Annotated in this window: 30 protein-coding genes and 2 tRNA genes; 10 read left to right on the top strand and 22 right to left on the bottom strand. The window is 61.4% G+C overall.

The features are described from left to right. Positions 1–28: 28 nt before the first annotated feature. The 10 genes from ACR0AO_RS10505 to ACR0AO_RS10460 form a co-directional block, all read right to left on the bottom strand. On the bottom strand, positions 29–1,000 hold the full coding sequence (locus ACR0AO_RS10505; protein ID WP_480603138.1) for a nuclear transport factor 2 family protein: 972 nt from the start codon (positions 998–1,000) through the stop codon (positions 29–31). 179 nt (positions 1,001–1,179) lie between these two features. Further along, on the bottom strand, positions 1,180–1,773 hold the full coding sequence (locus ACR0AO_RS10500; protein ID WP_480603136.1) for a GNAT family N-acetyltransferase: 594 nt from the start codon (positions 1,771–1,773) through the stop codon (positions 1,180–1,182). Next, positions 1,766–2,164 carry a ketosteroid isomerase-related protein gene (locus ACR0AO_RS10495; protein WP_480603133.1) on the bottom strand — a complete coding sequence of 133 codons (399 nt, stop codon included), beginning with the start codon at positions 2,162–2,164 and terminating at the stop codon, positions 1,766–1,768. Before ACR0AO_RS10495 ends, ACR0AO_RS10500 begins: the two co-directional genes overlap by 8 nt. Beyond that, complete coding sequence (locus ACR0AO_RS10490) at positions 2,161–2,619, bottom strand: arsenate-mycothiol transferase ArsC (RefSeq protein WP_480603131.1); 459 nt, start codon at positions 2,617–2,619, stop codon at positions 2,161–2,163. The genes ACR0AO_RS10495 and ACR0AO_RS10490 overlap by 4 nt, the downstream gene beginning before the upstream one ends. Before the next feature lie 3 nt (positions 2,620–2,622). Beyond that, positions 2,623–3,102, bottom strand: coding sequence for a UPF0262 family protein (locus ACR0AO_RS10485; RefSeq protein WP_480603130.1), 480 nt, complete (start codon positions 3,100–3,102; stop codon positions 2,623–2,625). 139 nt (positions 3,103–3,241) lie between these two features. Continuing rightward, positions 3,242–4,543, bottom strand: a complete 1,302-nt coding sequence (gene hisD / locus ACR0AO_RS10480; RefSeq protein WP_480603128.1) for a histidinol dehydrogenase — start codon at positions 4,541–4,543, stop codon at positions 3,242–3,244. 99 nt (positions 4,544–4,642) lie between these two features. Then, entirely contained in the window at positions 4,643–5,152 is a 510-nt protein-coding gene (locus ACR0AO_RS10475) for a GNAT family N-acetyltransferase (protein WP_480603125.1), read from the bottom strand. Beyond that, entirely contained in the window at positions 5,152–5,628 is a 477-nt protein-coding gene (locus ACR0AO_RS10470) for a DUF2948 family protein (RefSeq protein WP_480603124.1), read from the bottom strand. The genes ACR0AO_RS10475 and ACR0AO_RS10470 overlap by 1 nt, the downstream gene beginning before the upstream one ends. Beyond that, positions 5,625–6,893 carry a UDP-N-acetylglucosamine 1-carboxyvinyltransferase gene (gene murA / locus ACR0AO_RS10465; protein WP_480603122.1) on the bottom strand — a complete coding sequence of 423 codons (1,269 nt, stop codon included), beginning with the start codon at positions 6,891–6,893 and terminating at the stop codon, positions 5,625–5,627. Before murA ends, ACR0AO_RS10470 begins: the two co-directional genes overlap by 4 nt. A gap of 6 nt (positions 6,894–6,899) precedes the next feature. Continuing rightward, positions 6,900–7,055: a hypothetical protein gene (locus ACR0AO_RS10460; RefSeq protein WP_480603120.1), complete on the bottom strand. Its 156-nt coding sequence runs from the start codon at positions 7,053–7,055 to the stop codon at positions 6,900–6,902. A gap of 83 nt (positions 7,056–7,138) precedes the next feature. On the opposite strand from ACR0AO_RS10460, the gene ACR0AO_RS10455 reads away from it, so the two are divergent. Continuing rightward, positions 7,139–7,213, top strand: a tRNA-Thr gene (locus ACR0AO_RS10455). Between the two features lie 247 nt (positions 7,214–7,460). Here ACR0AO_RS10455 and ACR0AO_RS10450 read toward each other — a convergent pair. Then, positions 7,461–7,536 (bottom strand) — tRNA-Trp (locus ACR0AO_RS10450). A gap of 143 nt (positions 7,537–7,679) precedes the next feature. Between ACR0AO_RS10450 and ACR0AO_RS10445 the strand changes: the two genes are divergently transcribed. Then, positions 7,680–8,396, top strand: coding sequence for a lysophospholipid acyltransferase family protein (locus ACR0AO_RS10445; RefSeq protein ID WP_480603118.1), 717 nt, complete (start codon positions 7,680–7,682; stop codon positions 8,394–8,396). 768 nt (positions 8,397–9,164) lie between these two features. Then, the gene (locus ACR0AO_RS10440; RefSeq protein WP_480603116.1) at positions 9,165–10,511 is read left to right on the top strand and encodes a uroporphyrinogen decarboxylase family protein; all 1,347 of its coding nucleotides are present in this window, start codon (positions 9,165–9,167) and stop codon (positions 10,509–10,511) included. Positions 10,512–10,648: 137 nt separating this feature from the next. Here ACR0AO_RS10440 and ACR0AO_RS10435 read toward each other — a convergent pair whose 3' ends face one another. After that, entirely contained in the window at positions 10,649–10,828 is a 180-nt protein-coding gene (locus ACR0AO_RS10435) for a hypothetical protein (protein ID WP_480603114.1), read from the bottom strand. Positions 10,829–10,949: 121 nt separating this feature from the next. Next, positions 10,950–11,342: an NAD(P)-binding domain-containing protein gene (locus ACR0AO_RS10430; RefSeq protein WP_480603112.1), complete on the bottom strand. Its 393-nt coding sequence runs from the start codon at positions 11,340–11,342 to the stop codon at positions 10,950–10,952. Between the two features lie 231 nt (positions 11,343–11,573). Between ACR0AO_RS10430 and map the strand changes: the two genes are divergently transcribed. Further along, a complete protein-coding gene (gene map, locus ACR0AO_RS10425; RefSeq protein ID WP_480603110.1) occupies positions 11,574–12,386 on the top strand; it encodes a type I methionyl aminopeptidase in 813 nt (270 codons plus the stop codon). Here map and ACR0AO_RS10420 read toward each other — a convergent pair. The 3 genes from ACR0AO_RS10420 to ACR0AO_RS10410 all read right to left on the bottom strand — a co-directional run bounded on the left by ACR0AO_RS10420 (position 12,374) and on the right by ACR0AO_RS10410 (position 14,440). Then, a complete protein-coding gene (locus tag ACR0AO_RS10420) occupies positions 12,374–12,553 on the bottom strand; it encodes a hypothetical protein (protein WP_480603109.1) in 180 nt (59 codons plus the stop codon). The genes map and ACR0AO_RS10420 overlap by 13 nt on opposite strands. Positions 12,554–12,680: 127 nt before the next feature. Beyond that, positions 12,681–13,232 carry a 16S rRNA (guanine(966)-N(2))-methyltransferase RsmD gene (rsmD, locus tag ACR0AO_RS10415; RefSeq protein WP_480603107.1) on the bottom strand — a complete coding sequence of 184 codons (552 nt, stop codon included), beginning with the start codon at positions 13,230–13,232 and terminating at the stop codon, positions 12,681–12,683. After that, positions 13,229–14,440: an NAD(P)/FAD-dependent oxidoreductase gene (locus ACR0AO_RS10410; RefSeq protein WP_480603105.1), complete on the bottom strand. Its 1,212-nt coding sequence runs from the start codon at positions 14,438–14,440 to the stop codon at positions 13,229–13,231. Before ACR0AO_RS10410 ends, rsmD begins: the two co-directional genes overlap by 4 nt. A 99-nt stretch (positions 14,441–14,539) precedes the next feature. On the opposite strand from ACR0AO_RS10410, the gene ACR0AO_RS10405 reads away from it, so the two are divergent. From ACR0AO_RS10405 to ACR0AO_RS10390, 4 genes are all read left to right on the top strand, one after another. Next, positions 14,540–15,025, top strand: a complete 486-nt coding sequence (locus ACR0AO_RS10405; protein WP_480603103.1) for a redoxin family protein — start codon at positions 14,540–14,542, stop codon at positions 15,023–15,025. Positions 15,026–15,148: 123 nt separating this feature from the next. After that, positions 15,149–15,394 (top strand): glycine zipper 2TM domain-containing protein, encoded by a 246-nt coding sequence (locus ACR0AO_RS10400; protein WP_480603101.1) that lies wholly within the window; start codon positions 15,149–15,151, stop codon positions 15,392–15,394. A gap of 13 nt (positions 15,395–15,407) precedes the next feature. Continuing rightward, complete coding sequence (locus tag ACR0AO_RS10395) at positions 15,408–15,755, top strand: EF-hand domain-containing protein (RefSeq protein WP_480603099.1); 348 nt, start codon at positions 15,408–15,410, stop codon at positions 15,753–15,755. A 131-nt stretch (positions 15,756–15,886) separates the two neighbouring features. After that, a complete protein-coding gene (locus ACR0AO_RS10390; protein WP_480603097.1) occupies positions 15,887–16,192 on the top strand; it encodes a hypothetical protein in 306 nt (101 codons plus the stop codon). Positions 16,193–16,195: 3 nt separating this feature from the next. On the opposite strand, the gene ACR0AO_RS10385 is transcribed toward ACR0AO_RS10390, so the two are convergent. The 4 genes from ACR0AO_RS10385 to ACR0AO_RS10370 are packed head-to-tail and all read right to left on the bottom strand — an operon-like array spanning position 16,196 to position 18,944. Then, complete coding sequence (locus tag ACR0AO_RS10385; RefSeq protein WP_480603095.1) at positions 16,196–16,489, bottom strand: 4a-hydroxytetrahydrobiopterin dehydratase; 294 nt, start codon at positions 16,487–16,489, stop codon at positions 16,196–16,198. Continuing rightward, the gene (locus tag ACR0AO_RS10380) at positions 16,486–17,673 is read right to left on the bottom strand and encodes a GNAT family N-acetyltransferase (protein WP_480603093.1); all 1,188 of its coding nucleotides are present in this window, start codon (positions 17,671–17,673) and stop codon (positions 16,486–16,488) included. The genes ACR0AO_RS10385 and ACR0AO_RS10380 overlap by 4 nt, the downstream gene beginning before the upstream one ends. 45 nt (positions 17,674–17,718) lie before the next feature. Continuing rightward, entirely contained in the window at positions 17,719–18,489 is a 771-nt protein-coding gene (locus ACR0AO_RS10375; RefSeq protein ID WP_480603091.1) for a glycerophosphodiester phosphodiesterase family protein, read from the bottom strand. Further along, on the bottom strand, positions 18,486–18,944 hold the full coding sequence (locus ACR0AO_RS10370; RefSeq protein WP_480603089.1) for a RidA family protein: 459 nt from the start codon (positions 18,942–18,944) through the stop codon (positions 18,486–18,488). The genes ACR0AO_RS10375 and ACR0AO_RS10370 overlap by 4 nt, the downstream gene beginning before the upstream one ends. Positions 18,945–19,262: 318 nt before the next feature. On the opposite strand from ACR0AO_RS10370, the gene ACR0AO_RS10365 reads away from it, so the two are divergent. Next, the gene (locus tag ACR0AO_RS10365; RefSeq protein WP_480603087.1) at positions 19,263–20,072 is read left to right on the top strand and encodes an MlaA family lipoprotein; all 810 of its coding nucleotides are present in this window, start codon (positions 19,263–19,265) and stop codon (positions 20,070–20,072) included. Beyond that, complete coding sequence (locus ACR0AO_RS10360; RefSeq protein ID WP_480603085.1) at positions 20,062–20,670, top strand: MlaC/ttg2D family ABC transporter substrate-binding protein; 609 nt, start codon at positions 20,062–20,064, stop codon at positions 20,668–20,670. The genes ACR0AO_RS10365 and ACR0AO_RS10360 overlap by 11 nt, the downstream gene beginning before the upstream one ends. Positions 20,671–20,746: 76 nt before the next feature. Here ACR0AO_RS10360 and ACR0AO_RS10355 read toward each other — a convergent pair whose 3' ends face one another. Both ACR0AO_RS10355 and ACR0AO_RS10350 read right to left on the bottom strand, forming a co-directional pair. Then, positions 20,747–21,553, bottom strand: a complete 807-nt coding sequence (locus ACR0AO_RS10355) for an isocitrate lyase/PEP mutase family protein (protein ID WP_480603083.1) — start codon at positions 21,551–21,553, stop codon at positions 20,747–20,749. A gap of 79 nt (positions 21,554–21,632) precedes the next feature. Further along, positions 21,633–23,819, bottom strand: a complete 2,187-nt coding sequence (locus ACR0AO_RS10350) for a transglycosylase domain-containing protein (RefSeq protein WP_480603081.1) — start codon at positions 23,817–23,819, stop codon at positions 21,633–21,635. Between the last annotated feature and the right edge of the window lie 228 nt (positions 23,820–24,047).

Genomic DNA, 24,047 nt, shown 5'->3' with positions numbered 1-24,047 from the left:
CGTGTGCCGCGTAGAAAACAACCTGCACTCAGCCTTCTGATTTCCAGTCCAAGTTGAATATGGCATGTTCTCCGTCAAGCCCCTTGAGCGGGACTGTGACCTGATCGGCAAAGTTGAAATCGGACGCTCCGCCAACCATTATCCTCGTCGCATCTGAAACGCGGATATCTCCCGGCGCGGCAAGCGCGGCGATGCGTGCGGCCTTATTGACCACTGTTCCAAAATGATCGTCTTCAGATGTGAAAAGCTCTCCGGTATGCAGACCGATGCGAATTTGCAGATGCGGCTCGTCGGTTTCCAAGGCATTGGCGCGCTGAATGGCCGTGGCCGTGGCAAGCGCCGCCCTAGCCGACGCAAAGGAGGACATCACTCCATCGCCAAGGGATTTTACAAGATGCCCCCCGCCAGCTTCTATCTGTGTTTCCACCAGCTTCAGATGGCGCGTGACCGTTGCCGCCCACAGCGCGTCGCCAAGAGTTTCGGCAATCATGGTGCTATCAGCAATATCGGTGAACATGATCGTCGCAATTCCGCTTTGACCAAGGCCGGATGACGCGGCAAGTGCAGCATCCAGAAATTCTTCGAAACCGCGCGCTTCATATCCCAATGCCTGGGTATTGTTTACTGGCAACGAGTGATGCACGTGCACAATGCGCCAAAAGCCTTTTTCAAGCGCCAGGATAACGGTAGATCGCATAAAAGCGACACGACCTGAATCGATCGCGTGGACTTCGCCTTCCCATTCGACCCAACCCAGCGATCCGCACTCGAAGCCTCGAACGGTCTGCGGCTTCCACTCAAATCTTGGGACATCGCCGATATAGGTCGCCAAACCACGGCGCAAAGAGTCATCGTGCCAGGTCTCATTTTCGGCGGATCCGAAATACGAAAGCGCCGGGTCGTCCGACAACAGGTTCGATATCATTTCACCATCGCCCCTGCCATAAGCTCTAACCCAACGCCCTACTATGGATTCAAGTTCCTGAGAGGGGCGGATCATGTCAGCCTTTCAAAAAATCGCATTCGCAGGCATCGAGAACGGAACGTTCGCCTTTATGAACCCGAAAAACAGAGCCCGCATTGAATTAGAAACAAAAGCAAACTGGCAGAAATTTAAGACGTAGGCAAATTCTGCGCCTAGAAACAGGAGAAACCGTACGCAGGCCAATGTGGCCTAAGTCAAAGATCTCGCATCCAGAACTGCAATGGTTTCAGTGTCTCGCCTTCGTCTCCCAAGTCCTTCCACGAAAACTGGGCAATCGCTCCCGGTAGCGGCACATAACCCCTCGCGCGCCAGAACGCATCGAGCGGGCGATAGGTTTCCGGTCGCATCGGGTGGTCGGCGGGGCGCTGAACCCCGCAAAAGGCGCATTTGGCATAGCCCAGCTTGCGGGCATGGGCCTCGCGCAGGTCAAAAAAGCGGTGGCCGATCCCCTGCCCTCGGTAGTCCGGCATAAGCACGGATTCAGCGCAATAGAAGATCTGCCCCATATCCAGACCGGCGCCCGCAAAGGCCGCGCCGAAATCATCGGCATGATCGGCCAGCGGCATGCCGGTCGAGGCCCCGACCAGCTTGTCACTGTCAAACGCGCCAACAACGATGGCGCCGTCGCTTTCGGCATAGGCGCGCAGGTAGTCCCGCTCGTAAGCCAGATCGCCGTCATAGAGATAGGGCCAGGCGCGGAACACCGCGATCCGCAGGCGGGCCACGTCGTCGAGCGCGGCCTCGAGCGCCGGGCCGGTCAGAGCCCGGACATCTGTCACCCTAGCCATTCGAAACCTGCTTTACCCAGTCGGCGAGGTTGTAGAACGTGGTGACGCGGGTGATTTTGCCGTCCCGCAGGTCAAAGAACGACCCGGCGGGCAGGCGATAGGTCTGACCGTGCGCCTCCGGCAGGCCCTCGTCGGTTTCCAGATAGGTGCCGTTGACGACGAATTCCGCTGCCGCACGGGTGCCACCCTCGGCATCGAATATCACCATATCGGTCAGGTTTTCCCGATAGCAGCGGTTCATATGGTCGCAAAACGCGGCGAATTTCTCGCGGCCCACGCGGATATGACCTTCGTTCACGTGATGGGCCACATCCTCGGACAGGCAGGCCAGCATGCCATCCACATCTCCGGCGTTGAAGGCGTCGAAATAGCGCTTGACGGTGTCGTTCATGATATCTCCCTGGGCTCGCCCCAACGATCCTTCAGATGCTGGATGATCTGATCGCGGGTCTGTCGATAGTGATGTAACTTCGATTCCCGCGTTTCGCCGAGCCCGGTAGGGTCCATTATTGGCCAATAATCGACATCGAGGTGAAAAAATCGCGTCAGTTCCAGCGCCTTTCTCTGGCTGGCCGGTGACAATGCGATGACCAAGTCGAACGAACTGAGGTCGTCACCCCATTGCTCCATCTCGTCGAACGAGCGCGAGCGGTGGCGTGAGAGCTCTACGTCGATCTCCTGACAGACAGCAATGCAGAAGCCGTCGATTTCCAGATCGTTATGAACGCCGGCGGACTGGACATAGGTGCCGGTGCCATAGAACTTTTTCATGATGCCTTCGGCCATCGGCGAGCGGACCGAGTTGTGGTCGCAACAGAACAGCACCGACTGCGGCAGCGGCCTCACGTGTCAGCCCCCGAAATGCAGCACGCAGATCAGCGTGAACAGGCGGCGTGCCGTATCGGTGTCGATCTCGGCCTTGCCCTCCAACCGTTCCTGCAACACGCGGCTGCCCTCGTTGTGGATGCCGCGCCGGGCCATGTCGATGGTTTCGATCTGGCTGGGCGGCAGTGTCTTGACCGCGTTGAAATAGCTTTCGCAGATCTGGAAGTAATCCTTGACCACCTGTCGGAACGGCCCCAGCGACAGGTGGAACTCGGCAGCCTTCAGATTGTCCTCGGTCTCGATGTCAAACACCAGACGCTTGTCGCGGATGGACAACTGCACACGATAGGGGCCATCCGGGATCGCCCGATCATCCCGCCGGGGCAGGTCAAAGCTGTTTTCCTCCAGCAGATCGAAGATCGCCACCTTGCGCTCCTGCTCGATTTCCGGCGTGGGCGGCGGAAGGTTGCGATCATCCAGTTCGATATGGCTGATGTGACTCATACTTTTGGCACTCGGGCGAAACTGCGTTCCGGCAGGGGTACAACAACGTGAAATAAGGAGCAACTGAATGTCGCCCCGCTGTTCCCGCAAATTTGACCGACACGCACCTAGAGGCCGCTAAGCCAATCGGTTGCCCGGCCTAGCTGTTCAGGCGATTCAACCGCGCCCGCACCGACAATCCATGCGCCTCCAGGCTTTCGGACACGGCCAGCCGTTCTCCCGCCGGGCCGATGGCGCGCAAGGCGTCAGGGGACATTTTGCTGATGGTGGTGCGCTTGAGGAATTCCATCACCGACAGCCCCGAGGAAAACCGCGCCGACCGGGCCGTTGGCAGGACGTGGTTGGGGCCACCGACATAGTCGCCGATGGCCTCGGGCGTATATTGCCCCAGAAAGATCGCGCCGGCATGAACGGTCTTTTGGCTCAGCGCCTCGGGGTCGGCGACGCACAGTTCCAGATGTTCGGGCGCCACCCGGTTGGACAGTTCCGCGGCCTCCTCCAGGTTGCGCACGGTGATCACCGCGCCGAAATCCCGCCAGCTTGCTGCGGCGATGGCCCGGCGTTCGAGCGTCTCCAGGCGCTTTTCGACCGCATCCACCACGGCCTGACCGAAACTGGCATCGTCTGTGATCAGGATCGATTGCGCGCTTTCGTCATGTTCGGCCTGGCTCAGAAGATCCAGGGCGATCCAGTCGGGGTCGTTGTCCTTGTCCGCGATCACCAGAATCTCGGACGGCCCCGCGATCATGTCGATGCCGACCTTGCCAAAGACTCGGCGCTTGGCGGCAGCGACAAAGGCGTTGCCGGGTCCGGTGATCTTGTCGACCGGCCTGATCGCGTCGGTCCCATAGGCCAATGCCGCAATCGCCTGCGCCCCGCCGATGCGGTAGATTTCGTCCACCCCGGAAATTTGCGCCGCCAAAAGCACCAGCGGGTTCACCTGCCCATCCGGCGTCGGCACCGAGATCGCCAGCCGTCCGACCCCCGCCACCTTGGCCGGGATCGCGTTCATCAGCACCGAGGACGGGTAAGAGGCCAGCCCGCCGGGCACGTAAAGTCCCGCCGCCGACACTGCCGACCAGCGCCAGCCCAGCGTCGCGCCCGCCGCGTCGGTCCATTCCTCATCCTGCGGCATCTGCCGTTCATGATAGGCGCGGATGCGCTCGGCCGCCAGTTCCAGCGCCGCCCGATCCTCTGCCGGGACCTGCGCGGTCGCCTGCGCAATCTCTTCCGGGGAAAACCGCAGGCTTTCAGGCGTCAGCGCGATGCGGTCGAACCGCTCGGTCAGCTCGATCACCGCCGCATCGCCCCGCGCCCGCACATCCGCGATGATCGCGGCGACCACCTCGTCCACATCCGGGCTGTCTTCGCGCTTGGCGGCCAGCAGCGTCAAAAAGGCGGTCTCGAAATCGGGCGATGTGGTATCAAGGAATACGGGCATGGCTGAACCTCCGGGCGTTTGCACGGGACATATCGCCCGCGCGCGGCGGCCTCAAGCCTCTGACAGGCACGTGCAGCGATCTGTGCCAGTTCGGCGCCGCTAGAGCCGCTTGGTCATTCTCCGGCAGGAGCCCGCCGGGCCGTGCTGCGCCAATTCGCCCCCGCGCCAACCCCGGCTTTCATAAAATGCGCGGGCCGTAGTGGTGCCGACCAGAAATCCGTTCCTGTGACCGGCTGCGCGCAGCCGATCCTCAAGCCTGTCCAAAAGGGCCGCACCAATTCCATGCCCCACAACCTCGGGCGAAACATAGAGCAGCGAAACTTCCCCTTCAGGTGAAACCGCTCCGACTCCGCAGGGTTGCCCGGCGCGTTCCGCAAGCCAGATTTCGTGATCCCCGTCGAGCCACTTCCGAATATCCTGCGGGGTCTTTCCAGCAGTCCACTCAGCCAAAGCGCCGGGGTCATCCCCGTGATCGGCACGGCACAGCCGGGTGATGGATTGCACTACAATCCGGCTGATGTCGAATACGTCGAAAACCGTGGCGCGGCGCAATGCGATGCCCGCAGCGGGGCTGGAAATCGCCTGCGATATGCCGCGCTTGTTCTGCACTATTCCGGGTGGTGCGGGGCTTGCCCGGACGGGGCGCGATACGGCCGGGTAACATCCCGCAACCGGGCTTCGACGGCTTCAACGTTCAGCCGGATCGCGCCGTCGCCCGCCAGCATCAGCAGGATCTGCCCGGCTTCGTCCTCTGACGGCTCGAACTCGACGGACAACAGCGACAGGATCGTGTCCTTATCCGACCGGTCGATCCCCTGGCTTGCCACCGACATCACCGAATCGAACACCAGCAGCGACTGAACCCGCTCGAACCCCCGCCCGCGCCGTTCCGCCGCGTCGCGGTCTTCCCAGCGGAACCGGTTGAGCAGCAGGGCAAAGCGCCGCTCGGCGGGACGCCACGACAATTCGGTCACCGGAAACACCGCATCCTGCGTCAGCGTGGCGATCACCTGCAGGTCATCGGCATCCTCGGCCCCCAGGTTCAGCGGGGCTTCGCGGCCCTCTTCGAAAGTTGCGTCTGTCATTGGCCCTTGATCCGTTCTATCCGCGCGCCCACGCCTTCCAGCTTGCGCACCACATGTTCATATCCGCGATCCAGATGATAGACCCGGCTCACCACGGTTTCCCCCTCGGCAGCCAGGCCCGCCAGAATCAGCGAGACCGAAGCCCGTAGATCGGTGGCCATAACCGGGGCGCCTTTCAGCGCCTCTACGCCGGTCACTGTCGCGGTGCCGCCATGCACGTCGATCTGCGCCCCCATGCGCATCAGTTCGGGGGCGTGCATGAAACGGTTCTCGAAAATGCGCTCTTCCAGAACCGAAACCCCTTCGGCAGTGCACATCAGCGCCATCATCTGCGCCTGCAGATCGGTCGGAAAGCCCGGGAACGGTTCGGTCACCACATCGACGGCATTGACCCTGCCGTTCCTGCGGGCCACCTTCAGGCCCGTTTCGGTTTCCTCCACCGCGACCCCGGCGGCATCCAGCTTTTCGACGAACGAGCCCACAAGCTCCATCCGTCCACCCAGCAATTCGACCTCGCCGCCACAAATCGCCGGTGCCAACATATAGGTGCCCAACTCGATCCGGTCGGTCACCACCTGATGCGTTGCCCCGTGCAGCCGGTCCACCCCCTGAATCTCGATGGTCGAGGTACCCTCACCCTCAATTTGCGCCCCCATCTTGCGCAGGCAGCGCACCAGATCGACGATCTCGGGCTCGCGTGCGGCGTTCTTCAGCACCGTAGTGCCCTTGGCGAGTGTTGCCGCCATGACCATATTCTCGGTCGCGCCGACCGACGCGAACCGCATCTCATGCACCGCACCTTTCAACCCGGAAGGGGCGCTGGCGTGCAAATAGCCGTCCTTGAGTTCGATTTCCGCCCCCAGCGCCTCGAGCGCCTCGACATGCAGATCCATTGGCCGCGCGCCGATGGCGCAACCGCCGGGCAGCGACACCACCGCCTGCCCAAACCGCGCCAGCAACGGCCCCAGCACAAGGTTCGACGCGCGCATCTTGCGCACGATGTCGTAATCCGCCGTGTGGCTGGTCAGATCGTGGCTCGACATCGCCAGCACCTGCCCGTCCTGCAGCAGCGACACTTCGGCCCCCAGCGACTGCAGCAAAAGGGTCATCGTCTTGATGTCGCTCAGCCGCGGCGCGTTGGTCAGCGTCAGCGGTTCTTCGCTGAGCAAGGTCGCCGGCATCAGCGCCAGGCAGGCATTCTTGGCGCCCGCGATGGGAATCTGGCCATTGAGCGGGCCGTTGCCCGTAACGAGAATCGAATCCATCTGCTCTTATTCCTTGTCCTCACCGGCCTTGTCCTCTGCCGCCGTGCGCGCGCGCGCCTGTGCCTTGCGCCGTGCAAGATTGGCCTTCAGCGCCGCCTTCAGCCGATCTTCGCGCGCGGCAGCGGATTTGCCGTGTTTCTTGGGTGAATTCTTGTCTGACATGACCTTTCTCTACAGGAGGTGAAAAAAACCGTCCAGACACCCTTGCGCCGCGTTTCGTTTGAGTCTAATCACCCGCTCACCGCGCTGCCGTAGCTCAGGGGTAGAGCACTCCCTTGGTAAGGGAGAGGTCGAGAGTTCAAATCTCTCCGGCAGCACCATGAATTCCCCTTGTATCTCAAAAACTTACAGCCCATCAAGGGCTTGCGCTAGATGAGTCCTGCACAGTGACCCTGATCATGCCCGCGCATGGCAAGGGCAAAACGAGTGGAATCCACTACCTCTACCCGAGACAATGATCAATTTCTGTCACCGGCAACGTTGGAAGCGGATCCTCAGAAAAGCTTGAGAAACGCGCAAGATCTTTGGGCGGCACAAGGCGATTACGAGCTAAGTTATTGAAGGTAATGGCAGGGGCAGCAGGGTTCGAACCCGCGACCTACGGTTTTGGAGACCGTCGCTCTACCAACTGAGCTATACCCCTGTGCTAGGCAACCAGATATGCCAGCGGCGCGGCGGACTCAAGAGGCTTTTTTACTTTCCTTGCCGTTTGCAAGCAGGACAAACAAGTTGCGTCGGGCGTCAGGTCGGGTAAACCGTTCCCGGCCTGAACGGAGGACGCGACAGGTGAGTTTACGCAGGAAAATCGCCGACAGCGAAGCAGTGCTGAACTGGCTGGCCCGGCGCATTGCCGGATATATCCGCATGGTTCACCGCAATACCAAATGGCAGCGGATCGGCTATGAAGAACTGGATCAGCTTGCCGCGCAAGGCGAGCCGGTCATCGTGGTGCTTTGGCACCAGCGGCTGGCGCAATCTCCGTATTTCTTCCCGCTCGACAAAGGGCGCATCTGCTCGATCACCTCAGCAGCCCGCGCCGGCTCCATGGTGGGTCGGGTCCAGAAGCTGTTTGGAATGGACACCATCGCCATGTCCAGTCACAAGCGCCACGTTGCGCTGTCGCGCGAAGTACTGGGCAAAATGAAAGAAGGCATTTCCATTGGCATTGCCGCCGACGGCCCGCGCGGTCCGGAACGCATCTCGTCGACCGTGCCTCTGATCTGGGCGCGCACCTCTGGAAAGCGGGTCTTCGGCATCACCTATTCCGCCCGCCACGGGCGCGAAGCCGGCACCTGGGACCGGTTGCTGATGCCCCGCCCCTGGCGGAACGAAGGTGTGTTTATCTGCCGGGAATGGACCGGGGAAGTTCCGCGCAAGGCGACCGAGCATCAAATCGAAGAACTGCGGCTGAACCTTGAGAAACACATGAACGACATCACTGCCGAGGCGGACAGAATGGTCGGGAGAGAACCTTGGAAGCCAGAGCAAAAATCCGGCGGCTGACCGAAGTCGCAGGAGTTGCCTGAATATCCGGCAATCCATGGCGCCCGGTTAGGTCACCAAGTGACTTTGGGGTACGGCTATGCGCCCTTCAATGAAGCCTGTTCACCCGGCTCTGCATCTTGGCGCAGCGTTCGAAAGAGCGATAAACGGCCCAGAAAATCGTCGTAGGTTGGGTCTTTTTCAGAAACGGCATCCGACTCACTCCGGCAACACGGTAACGTGAGAGATTGTGACGTAGCGTCAAGTTTTCGTCTGTGAAGCAGATCACATTGGCATTCCGGTCTGGTTGGAATGAACGTTTCGGTCTTCAATCTTGTCGGCATCGCGGTGACCGGGAAAATCCTCCAACGCGGTCAAGGAGGCCTTACGCCCCGGTGCTCGATCCCCGGGTTTGAAGGTGCTCTCCATTCGATGGAATGGAAGAATACCCTATCGCGAAAGCTTCAATCCGCGCTTTCATAGCGAGTTCTTGAACGGCGTGATCTCCTACAGCTTGCAGGAGGCCCAAATCCTGATCGCAAAATAGAGGGGGCGCTACGACACGAAGCGATCGACGCCTCCCCCTGAAACCTTCATCCAGATGGGCCAAAGGCCAGTCACACACCAGCTGTCAAGCCGGGCCAATCAGGTGGGGCTGATCAACTCATAAATGGGTATATGTAGATTTCAAAAACGGGTCTATATGATCTATCCAATTCTCAGTAGCATGAGTGCCGATCCGCAATCCCGCGCGCTCCGTTACCGGAGCGTCCAGCCACGAGCGACGCCATGACCAAAATCGAAGATTACGCATTCCCCAAAGGGCTTGACCTGTTGCGCCGCTGGCAGGCGGAGGACCCGGAGGCCAGGGCCGAGATGAAAAAGGTCTTTGACGCCGCGATTGCCGGAGAGTTCGATGAAAATTTCGCCGTCCAGGCCGAGCCGGACCGCGTCAACTGCGTAGCTTCGGTGCATATGCTGGCGCTGGCGGTTCTGAACGACCTCTACGGGATCGAAACCCGGGAATACTATCACGAGGACCCGTATCGTTATGTCCGCGCAAATCTGGCGGTCACCCGCCTGATGGGGGTGAACAAGTTCTACATCACTTGGGCGCTCTACGCCTGGACCTGCGAGCCGCTGGGCCAGACCATGATGTATCCCGACAAGTTCCCGCCGGGTGCCGATCCCGATGACATGCTGATCAACAAGGATAATTGGCGCGACCTCGCGACGCCGGATTTCACCACCGGCGTGCCGCTGGCAATCACCAATATCCTGCGGGTGCATGAGGAACTGACCGGATTGCCACCGCTGTTGCAGATCGCCGCGCCCTACAGCCTGGCCGCCGACATCTATGGGCAGGAACCGCTGCTGGCCGATGTGGTGCATGACCCTGAGGAGGTGAACGCGCTGCTTGACCATCTGGGCGATACGGTTCTGGGTCCCTGGATGGATCACCATATCGAAACCTTCCCAAATGGCTGGATTGAATTATCCGACGCCTCGGGGTCGCCGTTCTTCATCGGCCCCGACAACTGCAAGAACATGTCGATCCGCGCAATTCGGCACATGCTGCGCGACAAGCCCTATGCCGACCGGGTGTTCGACAACAACTATCGCGGCGACCACGTGGCGCTGGCGAAAAAGAAAGACCGCAGCTCGCGCCGTCGCGGCGGCAGGGCGGGCGGCGAAGCGGCAGCCCCGGTGCTTTCGCCGTCGGAAAATCCGGCATTGCTGGAACTGACCGAGGCCAAGGTCAGCGTGAATCCGGTCTTCATCATGCGGTTGGCGGCGGATTTCGTGGATATCTCGTTTTATGAAAGGCAGGCGATCGACCGGAACATGCCGCTGACTTCGGGCGTCGGCTCTCCCCAGATCGACCGCAACAGCATCGAGGATCTGGCGGCCGCCAAGACGGACGCCCGGGAAATGGCGCGGGCGCATGTGGCGGCGATCCGCAACGTCTGCGCCAACGTCGATCTGCCCGAAGACAATCATGTCGGGCAGCCCTGGCCGAGCCATATCTATTTCGAGGACGTCAACCTGCATACGCAGTTCGACCTGGTCGAAATCATCCTCGAAGAGGTTTTTAATTCCGAACCGCTCAAACGGCGCGAAGTGGCCGCAGTCTAGGCACTTCGAGATAGGATTGACCGAAGATGCCCGACCGGACAGGCCGGGCGTCTTTGTGTTGCGTCGGCTGCTCAGCGCGTTGCGATTTGCGCGGCGACGACTGCGGCATCCTCGCCTTCGCCGCAAAGCAACGCGGACTAGCGCTTTCGCATGAAATGTAACCCGACAAAATAGAGCCCCGGCACGACAGGGCTTGCACCATCGAGCTGAAGCGGAAAACCGGCGTCGTCAAAGGTGTCGGGCCACGGCAGCCAGTTGCCGGTATCGCGCATCGCCCCAAGCGACGCTTTCGCCAAGGTCGGGCGCGAAACGGGCATGGCCGCCTTCGGCCCCAAGGAAGCGCCCGACCAGAGCGATACTTTTGTTCGCAAGGGTCCGGTAGTGCAGGTCGTGGCCGCCGTTATGTCCGGATGCCAGAACATTGGCAAACAGCCTGGCCTAGGGCGGCAACGTTGCCGCCGCGGTATCGAGGAACCCGGATTCCAGATGCCACCATAGCAGATCGCGACCATCAATCCGGCGCGGCGCCCAGGGCGCCCGCCCGCAGGCGACAACGACCTTGCGGCCGGCATCACTCAGTTCCTCGGCCAGTTGGCACACTGTCTGACCGCGGCCGATGATCAGGACATCGCCCGGAGGAAGGGCCGAGACGTTGCGATATCCGGTGACATCCATCGCCGCCACCTGTGCAGGAAGCGTATCGGCCCCCGGCGGCAGATGCGGTTTCTGATAGGCGCCGGTCGAGATCACCAGATGTCTGGCGCGAAGCGCGGGCTGACCCGAAACGTCCAACTCGAACCCGCCGCCGCTGTCAGATCGCACACCGGTCACATGCGCTCCGATCCGGGCACCGGTTTTTGCGCCATGTACCGGGCACCTTGGCACAGGTCTGTCTAGTCGGTCATTTTGTGAAATTGAAACCCACCTCGCGCGGGAACGCGGATTGTAACCTGTGCGTCAAACGCCATATTGCATGAAACAATGCGACTCCGCGCCCTCTGGTACTTTCTGCACAAGCAGCGTAAAAGGAATGCTGCGCGAAACTTTTGGAGCCCCGCACCGATGAAGGAACATCGTGGCCGCCTGACCAAGGATGGCATCCGCATCTATGAGACGTCCGACTTTGCCGGCATGCACGTGGCAGGGGCGGTTGCGGCCAGAATTCTGGACGATATCGCGGAGCATGTCTTTCCCGGTCAGACCACCGGCGAGATCGACCGGATCATTACCGAGATGGTCGAGAACTTGGGCGCAAAATCGGCCACCATCGGATACAAGGGTTATCAGCACGCAAGTTGCATTTCGGTCAATCACGTGGTCTGTCACGGCATTCCCGGTGACAAGAAGCTGAAGGATGGCGATATCCTGAATATCGACGTGACTGTCATCGTCGATGGCTGGTTCGGTGATACCTCGCGCATGTATGTGGCAGGCAAACTGCCGCGCAAGGCCGAGCGTCTGATCCAGGTGACCCACGACGCACTGTTCAAGGGGATCGAGGCGGTCAGGCCCGGCAATACCTTTGGCGATATCGGCCATGCGATCCAGTCCTATGTCGAGGCGCACCGTATGAGTGTCGTGCGCGATTTCTGCGGCCACGGGCTGGGCCGGGTGTTCCACGCGCCGCCGAACGTGCTGCATTACGGCCGCCCGGGCACCGGTGCGAAGCTGGAAGAGGGTATGTTCTTTACCATCGAGCCGATGGTCAATCTGGGCCGTCCGGAAACCAAGACACTGGCCGATGACTGGACCGCCGTGACCCGCGACAAGTCGCTGTCCGCGCAGTTCGAGCATTCGGTGGGTGTAACCGCAAACGGGGTCGAGATTTTCACCCTGTCACCGGGCGGCAAGTTTCACCCGACCTATTCGTCCTGATCCCGCGCCTGCTCGCGCAACAACGCCAATAGTACGGTTTCGCGACCCCAGGGCGTGACGGCATCGTGGATGAACACGGACGAGCGGAGCGGTTTACGCTCGGGTCCCTGAGTTGTCTCTGCATCCTGATTGAGTGCCCAGAACGGGGCGGTCAAGGCGTGGTCCATGGCTTCATTCTAGCACGAATGCCCTGACAGCCCAACAGTCAGGTCCGACGCGGCAAGGCCTTTCGACAAGCCTTGTTCAAGCGGTTTCGAAGCCGCTCACAAGCGGCTTAGTTCACCCGTGAAGCCGTCAGTTTTTCCACATCAGCGTGATATGGGTGTCGCCATATTTCCGCGCGTTGTGTAAGTCGAACCCGTCAGGTGCGGTCATCGGAGTGTTCTCCTCCCACGCCACCAGCGCGCCGTCGGCCACCCAGCCACCGGCCACGGCGGCGGCCAGCGCCTTTTGCCCCAACCCCTTGCCATAGGGCGGGTCGAGAAAGACCAGATCATAGGGACCGCCGGGGTTTTCCGGCAACCGTGTGGCGTCGCGGCGGATCTGGTTGGTGCGGTCGGCGCAGCGGGTCAGGTCGATATTCTTGCGGATGAGCCCCTGTGCCACCCTCCCGTCGTCGACAAATGTCACATGCGCCGCGCCGCGCGAGAGCGCCTCAAGCCCCAGCGCGCCGGTACCCGCAAACAGGTCAAGCACGCGCAGGCCGTCGAAATCGACCTGGTGGGTCAGGACGTTGAACAAGCTTTCACGCACCCGATCTGTCGTAGGGCGCAGATGCGCCCCCGAATCCCCTCTGCCGACCGAGGCCAGGGCCCGGCCCCGGAACTGTCCGGCGATGATCCTCACGCTTTCAAAAGTGGTTTCAGGTCGACCTCCGGGTTCGCCACCACCGCCGGATCGGCGTTCTTACCCATTTCAATCAGGCGCTTGCCCACCATATAGGCGCGCGGGTCGTTCATTGCGTCGACCGCCACAAGCCGACCGTCGCGATAATACCAGAACGAGGTCGTCAGCCCCTCGCCCTCGCGGGTCACCACCCTATCATAGCCGCTGTTCAGCCCCGCGATCTGCAGCTTGACGTCATACTGATCCGACCAGAACCACGGCTGAGCGACATAGTCCTTTCCCGCGCCCAGCATGTTCTGCGCCACCACTTCGGCCTGGTCGATGGCGTTTGGCACGCTTTCCAGCCGGATGCGCTGCCCCTTGAAGGGAAACGAGGCACAATCGCCCGCCGCCCAGACCGACGGGTCAGAGGTGCGGCCCTGTGCGTCGGTCCTGATGCCATTCTCGATCTCCAGCCCCGCCATCTCGGCCAGCTGAACCGATGGCGTGATACCGACGCCGACCACCACAAAATCCACGTCCAGTTCGGTGCCGTCGCTCAGCACCGCGCCGGTGACCTTACCGCCGGTGCCGACAAGCCGGTCCAGCCCTACCCCCTCGCGGATATCGGCTCCGTGGCCGGTATGCAGTGCGCGGAAATAATCGCTGGTTTCAGGCGCGGCGACGCGTTGCAGGATGCGATCGGCCATTTCGACCAGCGTCACCTGAACGCCACGCTTGGCGCAGACGGCGGCGGCCTCGAGCCCGATGTAGCCGCCACCGACGATCAGCGCCCGCTTGCCATCGGTCACCGACGGGGCCATGGCATCCACATCCGCCAGATCCCGCACCACGTGCACGCCCTCCAGATCGCCGCCGATTGCGGCAGGCAGGCGACGCGGGTCGGAGCCGGTGGTCAGGGCCAGCTGATCATACGAAATCACCTCGTCCCCCAGCGCCACAGTCTTGGCCTGCGGGTCGATGCCGGTCACGCGGGCGCCCAGGCGCAGGGCGATGTTCTGTTCTTCATAGAAGCTTTCGGGCCGCAGAAAGAGGCGCTCCAGCTCCATTTCGCCCAGAAGATAGGCCTTGCTGAGCGGCGGGCGCTGATAGGGCAGCACCGGTTCGGCGCCGATCAGGGTGATTTCGCCGTCAAATCCCTGTTTGCGCAGCATTGCCACAAGGGACGATCCCGCCTGCCCCGCTCCGATCACAACAATTTTGCTCATAGTCCTCCCACCATGCCATTTGTCTGTGGTCACCTTCGATCACACAGCTATATGCCTTTGGGGAACAATCCGTAAATCCATCAAAGAGGAAACTGCAAGATGATTTCTGTTGGCGACAGGCTTCCGGACGCAAAACTCATCCGAATGACCAATAACGGGCCAGAAGACGTTCAGCTTGCCGACAGATTTTCTGGCCGCAAGGTGGTGATCTTCGCTGTTCCCGCCGCTTTTTCGAATCTGTGCGACAAGGTGCATTTGCCCGGCTTCATCCGCGCCAGACCGAAGTTTGACGAAAAGGGCGTGGACGAGATCATCTGTCTGGCCGTCAACGATCCGTTCGTGATGCAGGCCTGGGGAGAAGCCACGGGCGCGAGCGCGGCCGGAATCACCATGCTGGCCGATGCCGATGGCAGTTTCACCAGAGCGGTCGGGATGAGTTTCGACGCGCCGGTGGTCGGCCTGTTCGGCAGGTCGACACGCTATGTCATGCTGGTCGAGAATGGAATTGTCCGGGTGTTCAACACCGAAGCCGAACATGGAGTTTGCGACCGCACATCGGCAGACACGATCCTGGGGGAAATCTGACCCCCCGGCCCCGGAGCAATGATCGGAGCCAATCTTTGCCGGTCGCCAAAGATTTCCTCAAATCGCTTGAGGCCGGCCCGGATTGCCCCGATACTCGCCTCAGCGACATTGGGAGCTGAACACATGAAAAGAAAGCTAATTATCACGGCCATACTGACCGGCAGCCTTGTTGCGGCCTGCGCCCCCGCCCCCACGCCCCAGGCACAAGCGGCCCGGCAACACGAGATCGCCTGTCTGAGCGGGACCCTGGGCGGCGCGCTTATCGGAGGCGCCATCGGCAATCAGTTCGGGGGCGGGTCGGGCAAGGCCATTCTGACTGCGGCAGGGGCCGCGACCGGTGGTGCATCCGGGCAGAGATATTCGTGCTGAAGGGAGATTTGAGATGAAATATGGATTTCCGGCTCTTGTGGCCCTGCTGCTGGCTTCGGGTGCGATGGCGGATCAGGTGGCCGAACTCAACGAGGCTGAGCTGAACGCGATCGACAAGGACAATGACGGCTTTTTGTCGAAGGATGAATTCAACGCTTTTTCGGACTATGCCTTTCAGGCAATGGACGAAAACAGGGACGGCACGTTGACGGCGGCAGAGACGCGGCCCCATCTCGAGATCAAACATTTTTCGGCCATGGACAAGAATGGCGACAATCTGGTGTCCCCTGGCGAATTTTCGGATCAGATGTCACAGGATTTCGTGTCTGCCGACCGGAACCAGAACGGCAAACTGGACTGACCGGCAGAAGCGGCGGCAGGCGGGTTTTCCTGATGGCGCGGGGCTGGCGCGGTCGATCTCGCCAGCATGTGATTTCTTTGTGACCGGCTTCGTCCTACCTGATGGGTCAGTGAAACCAATCAGGGTGCATCATGCAACATCGAATTTCCAAACTCGCCGCCACCGCAATTTTGGCAATGACTCCCTTACTGGCCACCGTGTCCCACGCGGATGCCGACGCCAAGGGCATCCTGCCGGTTGATGGCAACAAGATATGTCAGGGCAACCAATGCCTACGCGTCGATGCCAGCACCGGGCGCATGCAACTGGCCGGGCGCAAGTCGGCCGCCATTCCGGCGGGGATCGACGTGAGCAGCGGAAGCGTCACCACCGCCGAATTCCGGCAGATGATGCAGGTGGCAAGCCTGACATCCGCCCTCGGGGCGGGCCGTCGCTGAAACCTACAACAAAGCGTCCATTTTTCGGGCAAGCTTGGCATCGAGGGAACTCAGCCCCCCGACATCATGCGTCGACAGAACCACTTCGACCGTTCTGTAGACGTTGCGCCATTCGGGATGATGGTTCCATTTCTCAGCCCAGATCGCGGCGCGGGTCATCCAGCCAAAGGCTTCGACGAAGTTGTCGAAGATGAAGGTTTTGGTGATCGCGTCGCGATCTGCGGTCATGGTCCAGCCATTCTTGAACAGCGGGTCCAGAAGCGGGCCTCGAGCTTCTTTGGACAAAAGTTCGGTCATTGCTGTTCCTCCGGGTTCGACTTCCTGAACGGACCGTAGTCGGTCAGGATTTCGATCTCTTCGCCAACCGCCTCGCCTTCGGCTTCAAGGTAACTTGCAACCGCGTTTGCGAAACCGGAATCCGCGATCCAGTGCAGGCTGTGGGTTCGGGTCGGCAGATATCCGCGCGCCAGCTTGTGTTCACCCTGCGCGCCCGCCTCAACCCGGAGCAGCCCGTTGGCGATGGCAAAGTCGATCGCCCTATAATAACACAGTTCGAAATGAAGGAGGGGGTGATGTTCGGTGCAGCCCCAATAGCGACCGAACAAGGTTTCGCGCCCGATGAAATTCAGCGCCGCCGCCACCGGATATCCGTTGCGCTCGGCCAGTACCAGCGCGACGTCGCCGCACATTGTCTGATGCACAAGATCGAAAAAAGCCCGCGTCAGATAAGGCGAACCCCATTTGCGCGATCCGGTGTCCTGATAGAAAATCCAGAAGGCATCCCAGTGCTCGGGGCACAGATCCGCTCCGGTCAGGGTTCTGATCGTGCCGCCGAAATCGCAGGCCTGCGCGCGTTCCTTGCGGATATTCTTGCGCTTGCGCGAGGACAGCGCCCCAAGAAACCCGTCGAAATCCGCATACCCATCGTTGAGCCAGTGAAACTGTTGCGATACCCGGCGCAGTAGCCCCATTTTCGCGCCCGCATCCGCTTCTTGTTCCGTGCAGAAGGTGGCGTGCAGGGACGAGACGCGGTTTTCGGCGGCCAGTTGAACCGCGCCCTGCACCAGCACCGACATGCCGATACCCTCATATCCGGGGCGCACCAGAAACCGCCGCCCCGTGGCCGGGGTGAAGGGCACCGAGATCTGGAGTTTGGGATAGTAGTTTCCTCCGGCCCGCTCATAGGCATGGGCCCAGCTGTGGTCAAAGATGTATTCGCCCTGGCTGTGCGACTTGGCATACATTGGCGCTGCGGCAATCATCATGCCGTCGAGATGGGCGGTCAGGTATTGCGGCTGCCACCCGGTTCCGCGCCCGACCGAGCCGCTTTGTTCCAGCGCCAGCAGGAACCGGTGCGTGGTGAAAGGGTCAAGGGGCCGCCCGCCGCCGGCGGTTTCGGGGCAAGCGCAATCGTCCCATTCCCGGGCAGAAATCTGGGTCAGCGATCCCAGAACCCGAACTTCTATCTGTGCCTGATCCATTTGTCCTCCGCGCCCTCCTGTTATCTGTGGCCGCACAGGGCGGGATCAAGCGGGATGTTGGGCCAGATACCCCTCGAAGGTGATATTGTCGGCAACCTCGCGCGCCCCGGCCTCCTGTTCCGGCGAACGGACTGTCCAGCACAGGACGGGCACGCCGCGCGCCTTCAGTTCGGCCACGCGCGGGCGCCTGAGGTCCCGTACATCGTGGCTGATGAACGAGGCGCAGACCCGGTCAAAATCAGGAATACCGCGCAGATGATCACAGAGATCACGAGAGAGCGGCCAGTCGGACGGGGCATAGTCGCTGGTGACGATACCGCGTGGAATCTCCGGTGCGAGACGCGCCAGTTCCGCCACGCTGTTGGGATTGAAGGACATAAGCGCCACCGGGCCGTCATAGGCGACCAGTGCCCGGATCGCCGCCTGTTCCAGCGGGCCGATGCCGGTGCCCATGGCCCCGTCCTGATCCTTGAACTCGATCAGCAGCGGCACCTGCCCGGCTACGATGTCAAGCGCCTCGGCCAGCGACGGGATTCCTTCGCCCCGGGAATGCAGCAGCGGCACCCGGGCAGCAGCATCTGCGGTGAGCTGGCGAATCGGACCCGGCTGGCCGGTCAGCCGGCGCAGGTCGTAGTCATGGAACACCATCGCCTGACCGTCGGAGGTCATCTGCAGGTCGATCTCGATCCCGTAGCCCGCCGCGATCGCCGCCCGAATGGCGGCGCGGCTGTTTTCGGGGCGGTCCCCGGCCGAATCATGAAGCGCCCGATGGGCGATCGGGCGCTTCAGAAAAACAGGCGGCAGGGCTGGCGTCATCGAATTTCGAAGATGCCTTCGATTTCAACGGCAACGCCCAGTGGCAGGGCGGCGGCGCCAACGGCGGAACGGGAATGACGACCCGCCTCGCCGAGCGCCTCGCCCAGAAAGTCCGAGGCGCCGTTGATCACGTGCGGCTGCGCGGTGAAATCGCCGGTCGAGTTCACGAAACCAGTCAGCTTGACCACGCGCACCAGGCGTTCGATATCGCCGTCACAGGCGGCCTTGACCTGCGCCAGCAGGTTGATGGCGCAAACTTTGGCGGCGGCGGCGCCAGCCTCGATTTCCATGTCATCGCCCAGCTTGCCGGTGATCAGCCCGCTTTCGTCCTTGGATATCTGCCCCGAGACGTAAAGCAGATTATCCACCCGCACGAACGGCACATAGTTTGCCGCCGGAGCGGGCGCGTCGGGCAGAACAACGCCCAGGCTTTCGAGTTTCGCTGCGATGCTCATGAATCGTTTCCTCCAGTTCCGAGTTTGGCGGACGCTAACCGGGAACATGCAGCGCGAAAAGCCCGAAACTCGCCCTTTTGCAGTCCAAATGCTCCATTATCATGCCTTGCGCGGCAGGTGATACGCGCGGAATCACTCATTTTCCAAGCAAATGTGACCGCCGCTTTACGTTCGACGCCGCCCGCGCTAAATGCTTTCGTGTTTCAATTCCGCTTTGCGTCCACTATGTGTCACCAAGAGCGTATCATCCGTGCCGAAGACCGTTTGAAAATCCAACTTTTCCTGGCCTCGCCGTCGTGGAGTACATAAAAGACCGTGTTGACCCGCCTGTTTACGAAATTCCCGCTCGTTCTCGTCGTGGCAGCCGGTCTGACAGCCTGCGCAAAGGCGCCGGACGAAGCCGCGACACGCAGCGGTATTCATGACCCTTACGAGAACACCAACCGGTCGGTCCACGAATTCAACAGAGGCGTCGACAGGTTCCTTTTTCGCCCCGCATCCAAAGGCTATGTCCGGATCATCCCCGAGCCGATGGTGACCAGTTTTAACTCGTTTGCGGAAAATCTGTCGATGCCAAGCAATGCGGTGGATTTCCTGCTGCAGGGCAAGCCAAGGGAATCGGGCATTGCGCTGCTGCGGTTCCTGATCAACTCGACCGTGGGCTTTGCCGGGCTGGCCGATCCGGCCAGCGATTTCAAAATCCCGCATGTAGACACCGATTTCGGTGAAACCCTGCATGTCTGGGGCTTTGGCGAGGGCGCTTATGTGGAACTGCCGCTTTACGGCCCTTCCACGACACGGGACGCAGTGGGCGTGATCGTCAACCTGTTCACCAACCCGATCGACTTTGCTCCGACCCGGCCCGCCGACAACCTAGGACTGTATGCCGAGGTGGTTCGGCGGATGGGCGATCGCGGCCGGTATTCGGACACGGTCGATTCGATCCTTTACGGCAGCGCGGACAGCTATGCGCAGGCGCGCCTGATCTATCTGCAAAACCGCCGCTTCGAACTGGCAACCGATGACGAAGATGCCTATCTGGGATTGTATACCGACCCCTATGCCGAGATCGGACCGGACCCGTCGGACCCGTCACTGGACCCTTATGAGGACCCTTATGCCGAATAACCGGATGAACCGTCGAACCTTTCTGACCACCACCGCAGCGGGCCTTGGCCTGGCTGCGCTGCCACTGCCGGCGCTGGCCCTGACCGAAGCGGGGGCCATGCAACTGGTCAACAGCGTCGTCACCGACATCAACCAGGTGATCGACTCGGGCAAGTCCGAAAAGGCGATGCTGCGCGACTTTGAAAAGATCTTTGTTCAGTATGGCGACGTGCCGATCATGGCGCGCTATGCCCTGGGGGCGGACGCACGCACCGCCAGTGCGGCGCAACTCAAGAATTTCACCCAGGCTTTTCAGGGTTATATCGCGCGCAAATACGGTCGCCGGTTCCGCGAATTCATCGGCGGCGAAGTGACCGTCAAGAGCGCCCGCAAGATCAAGGCGGGATACGAGGTGCGCAGCACCGTCAAGCTGCGGGGCGAAGCCCCGTTCGAGGTGACTTTCCTGGTGTCGGACAAATCGGGCCGCGACAAGTTCTTCAACATGTTCATCGAAGGCGTGAACGTGCTGTTGACGGAACGCACGGAAATCGGCGCGATGCTGGATGCCAGAAAGGGCAATCTGGATCAGTTGATCAAGGATCTGAAAACGGCCGGATAAGTCGCTGCGTTCCGGACCTGAACATACCCCGCGCATCCGACCGGACGCGTGGGGTTTTCTTTGGCCGTCTGGCGGCTCAACCGGTCAGCAGCGCATCTATCTCGGATGTGCTCGCAGCCCCGTTCAGGCTGGTGAAATCGCCCCGCTCCAGCATCGCGCGGGTGCCATCGAGAAGCACCTGTTGCGTGACGCGCGCCAACCCGCCGCCAATAGAGATGCGGGCGGCGCCCAGCGCGCCCATCTGGTTGAGCGTCAGATCGCGCATTGCGCCTGCGGCCAGCAGGTTGACCGGCGTACCGGTGGCAGCCAGCGCACGGGTGGTTTCGGCGTCGACCAGCGGCGCATAGATCACGTCAGCCCCGGCCTTGGCAAATGCCTGACAACGGCGCAGGGCCTCGGCCTGGTCATAGCTTTTGCACAGCCAGCCATCGGCACGGGCGGTCAGCACGATGCCGACCTCTCGTGCCGCCGCAACTGCCGACTCGATCCGGGCCAACGCCAGATCGAACGGATAGGAGCCGGCCCCCGGCAACGCCGTATCCTCGACCGAGACACCGGCCAGCCCGGCCTCGGCGGCCAGCCGCACGGTTTCGGCGACGGTTTCGGGGTCATCGCCGAAACCGTTCTCGAAATCACCGTTCACCGGCACCTCCACCGCAGCGCAGATATCGGCGGCGTGCTGCAGTGCGATGTCGCGCGTCATCTGACCGCCATCGGTCAGGCCCAGCGTGAATCCGTGCCCGGACGAGGTCGTCGCCAGAGCCCGCGCACCCAGCCGCGCCATCACCTTGGCCGAGCCAAGATCCCAGGGATTTGGCATCACCAACGGCTGGCCCGGCACATGCAGGGACCGGAAACGTTCCGTCAATTCGTTGCGGTGCATGGCGTGGCCCCCCTCCGGTTCATTCGACGTCGGCGAGCTTGCCCCCGGCGCGCGCGTTGATCAAGCTGGTTTGCGGCACTCAGTTCCTTCCGAACAGATCCTTGAAAAAATTGTCCACGGCGTTTCCGATCGTGTTGTTCCGTTTTTTCTGGCGCTTGGGTTGCTCGGTGCGGGTGGGCACTTTGGGCAATGCCAACGGCAGCGGCGCCGGTGTCATGCCTTCGGTCACGCGTATCATGGTTTCGGACCAGATCTCGGCGGGCAATCCACCGCCCGTCGTACCCGACAGAGGTGTGTTGTCGTCATACCCCATCCAGACCCCGGTCACGTAATCCGCCGTGAAACCTATGAACCAGGCATCGCGCGCAGCCTGCGTCGTGCCGGTCTTGCCCGCCACCTGCCATCCCGGCAGGGCCGCCCGCCGCCCGGATCCTTCAGAGACCACTTTCTCCATCATCCAGATCAGCTGTCGCGCCGCGTCCTCGCGGATGACCCGCTCGCCGATACCCGACGTGGTGGCCATCAGCGCCTCGTCGTCTCCGATCAGCTTGAGTTCGGTCAGACCATAGGGTTCTACCGACGAGCCGCCATTCAGGATGCCGGCATAGGCTCCCACCATTTCGATCAGGGTGCTTTCCGATGCCCCCAGCGCCAGCGCCGGCCCGGCGGCCAGATCGCTGGCAATCCCGAACTCGCTGGCGACCTGCCGGACGTTATCAAGCCCCGCAACCTCGGCCACCTTGACCGCTGGAACGTTCAGCGAATTCTTGAGCGCTTCGGCCAGCGTCACCCGGCCATAGTGCTTGTTGGTATAGTTCTTGGGGCACCACTGACCCGAACCCGGAATATTGATGCAATAGGGTTCGTCCAATACCGTATCAAGCGGCGAATATCCCAATTCCAGCGCCGTGGCATAGACGAAGGGCTTGAAGGACGATCCGGTCTGCCGCAGCGCCTGCGTGGCACGGTTGAACGCGCCCGACACCCTGGTCTTGCGCCCGCCGACCATTGCGCGAACCGCGCCGTCCGCGGACATGACGACAATCGCCGCCTGCGCCTCGGACCCTTCCTTGAGCTTTTCCTGAAAGACGAATTTCAGCGCCTCTTCCGCCGATGTCTGAATGCGCTGGTCCAGCGTGGTCTTGATCACCACATCCTCGGTGGTGTCGCGGGTGAAAAATTCCGGCCCGCTGGCCATAACCCAGTCAGCGAAATAGCCGCCCGCGCGCGCCTCGGCCGCAGCGGACAGTTCCGCCGGGTTGTCACGAGCCCAGTCCGCTTCGGTGTCCGAGATATAGCCCTGATCCTCCATCAGGCTGATGACCAGCCGGGCGCGATCCTGAGAGCGTTTGAGATTGTTGGTCGGAGCATAGCGTGTCGGCGCGACCAGAAGCCCGGCCAGCATCGCCGCCTCGGACGGGCTGACCTCGGCAGCGGATATGCCGAAATAGCGCTGGCTTGCCGCCTCGAACCCGCGTGCCCCGGCGCCAAGGAAAGCGCGGTTGAGGTAGATCGTCAGGATTTCGTCCTTGGAATATTTGACCTCCATCGCCATGGCATAGATGGCTTCCTTGATCTTGCGCCAAAGCGACCCGCGGCGGCAGTCAGCCTCATAGGCCGCCTCGGATTCCCATTCGCCGGGCACATAGGGAACGCCAAGGCATAACAGTTTGGCCGTCTGCTGGGTGATCGTCGAGCCGCCATGGCCCGACAGCGGGCCGCGCCCTTCGCTAAGGTTGATCCGCACCGCGCTGGCCACCCCGCGCGGGCTGATGCCTATATGACGATAGAACCGCTTGTCCTCGGTGGCGAGGACCGCATTTTTCAGATGCGGCGAGACCGTATCGGAGGTGACGACCCCGCCGAACTGATCGCCACGCCAGGCAAAGACGTTGCCGTCGCGGTCCAGCATGGTGACCGAACCGCGTGCGCGCCCGTCCAGCAGGGTATCGGCCTCGGGCAATGTGGTATAGACCAGCCCGACCGCCAGCGCGACCAGCAGGGTCACGATGGCCCCGATGCGCCATGTCAGCCCCCAGGTCAGGCGGAACACCCAGCGAAAGAAACGCTGGAACAGCCCGACAATTCCGCCCCGCGTCTTTCTGGGCGTGCGGCGGCGGGCGGTCTTGCGAGTCGCCTTTCTGGCGGTTGCCTTTTTCGGCGCAGTCTTCTTTCCGGCCGCCTTGCGCGATGCCTTTTTCTTTCCCGCAGACGGGTAACGCTTGTCAGCCACCAATGCCGGTTTGCGACGCTTGGACTCAGTCATGCTCAACTCTGCCCGATCTTTGCTTTTGCCGGACAATACCCCGCCCGGACGCGCATGTAGAGGTGCGAATTCCGTTAAATTCTCATCGCCAATATGACGCTTTTTTAATCAACAACGTCGTTTTGTGCAAAAATTGTGCAATTTTCCCGGATTTTGCCAACAGTTCACCCCAAATTTCCGTTTCCCAGTCGTGACCGAGCGGTTTTTCTGCACCTGCAAAATGCCGGG

The sequence above is a fragment of the Ruegeria sp. AF8 genome, from assembly GCF_056541825.1.
This window is presented reverse-complemented; position numbering and strand designations above follow the sequence as displayed.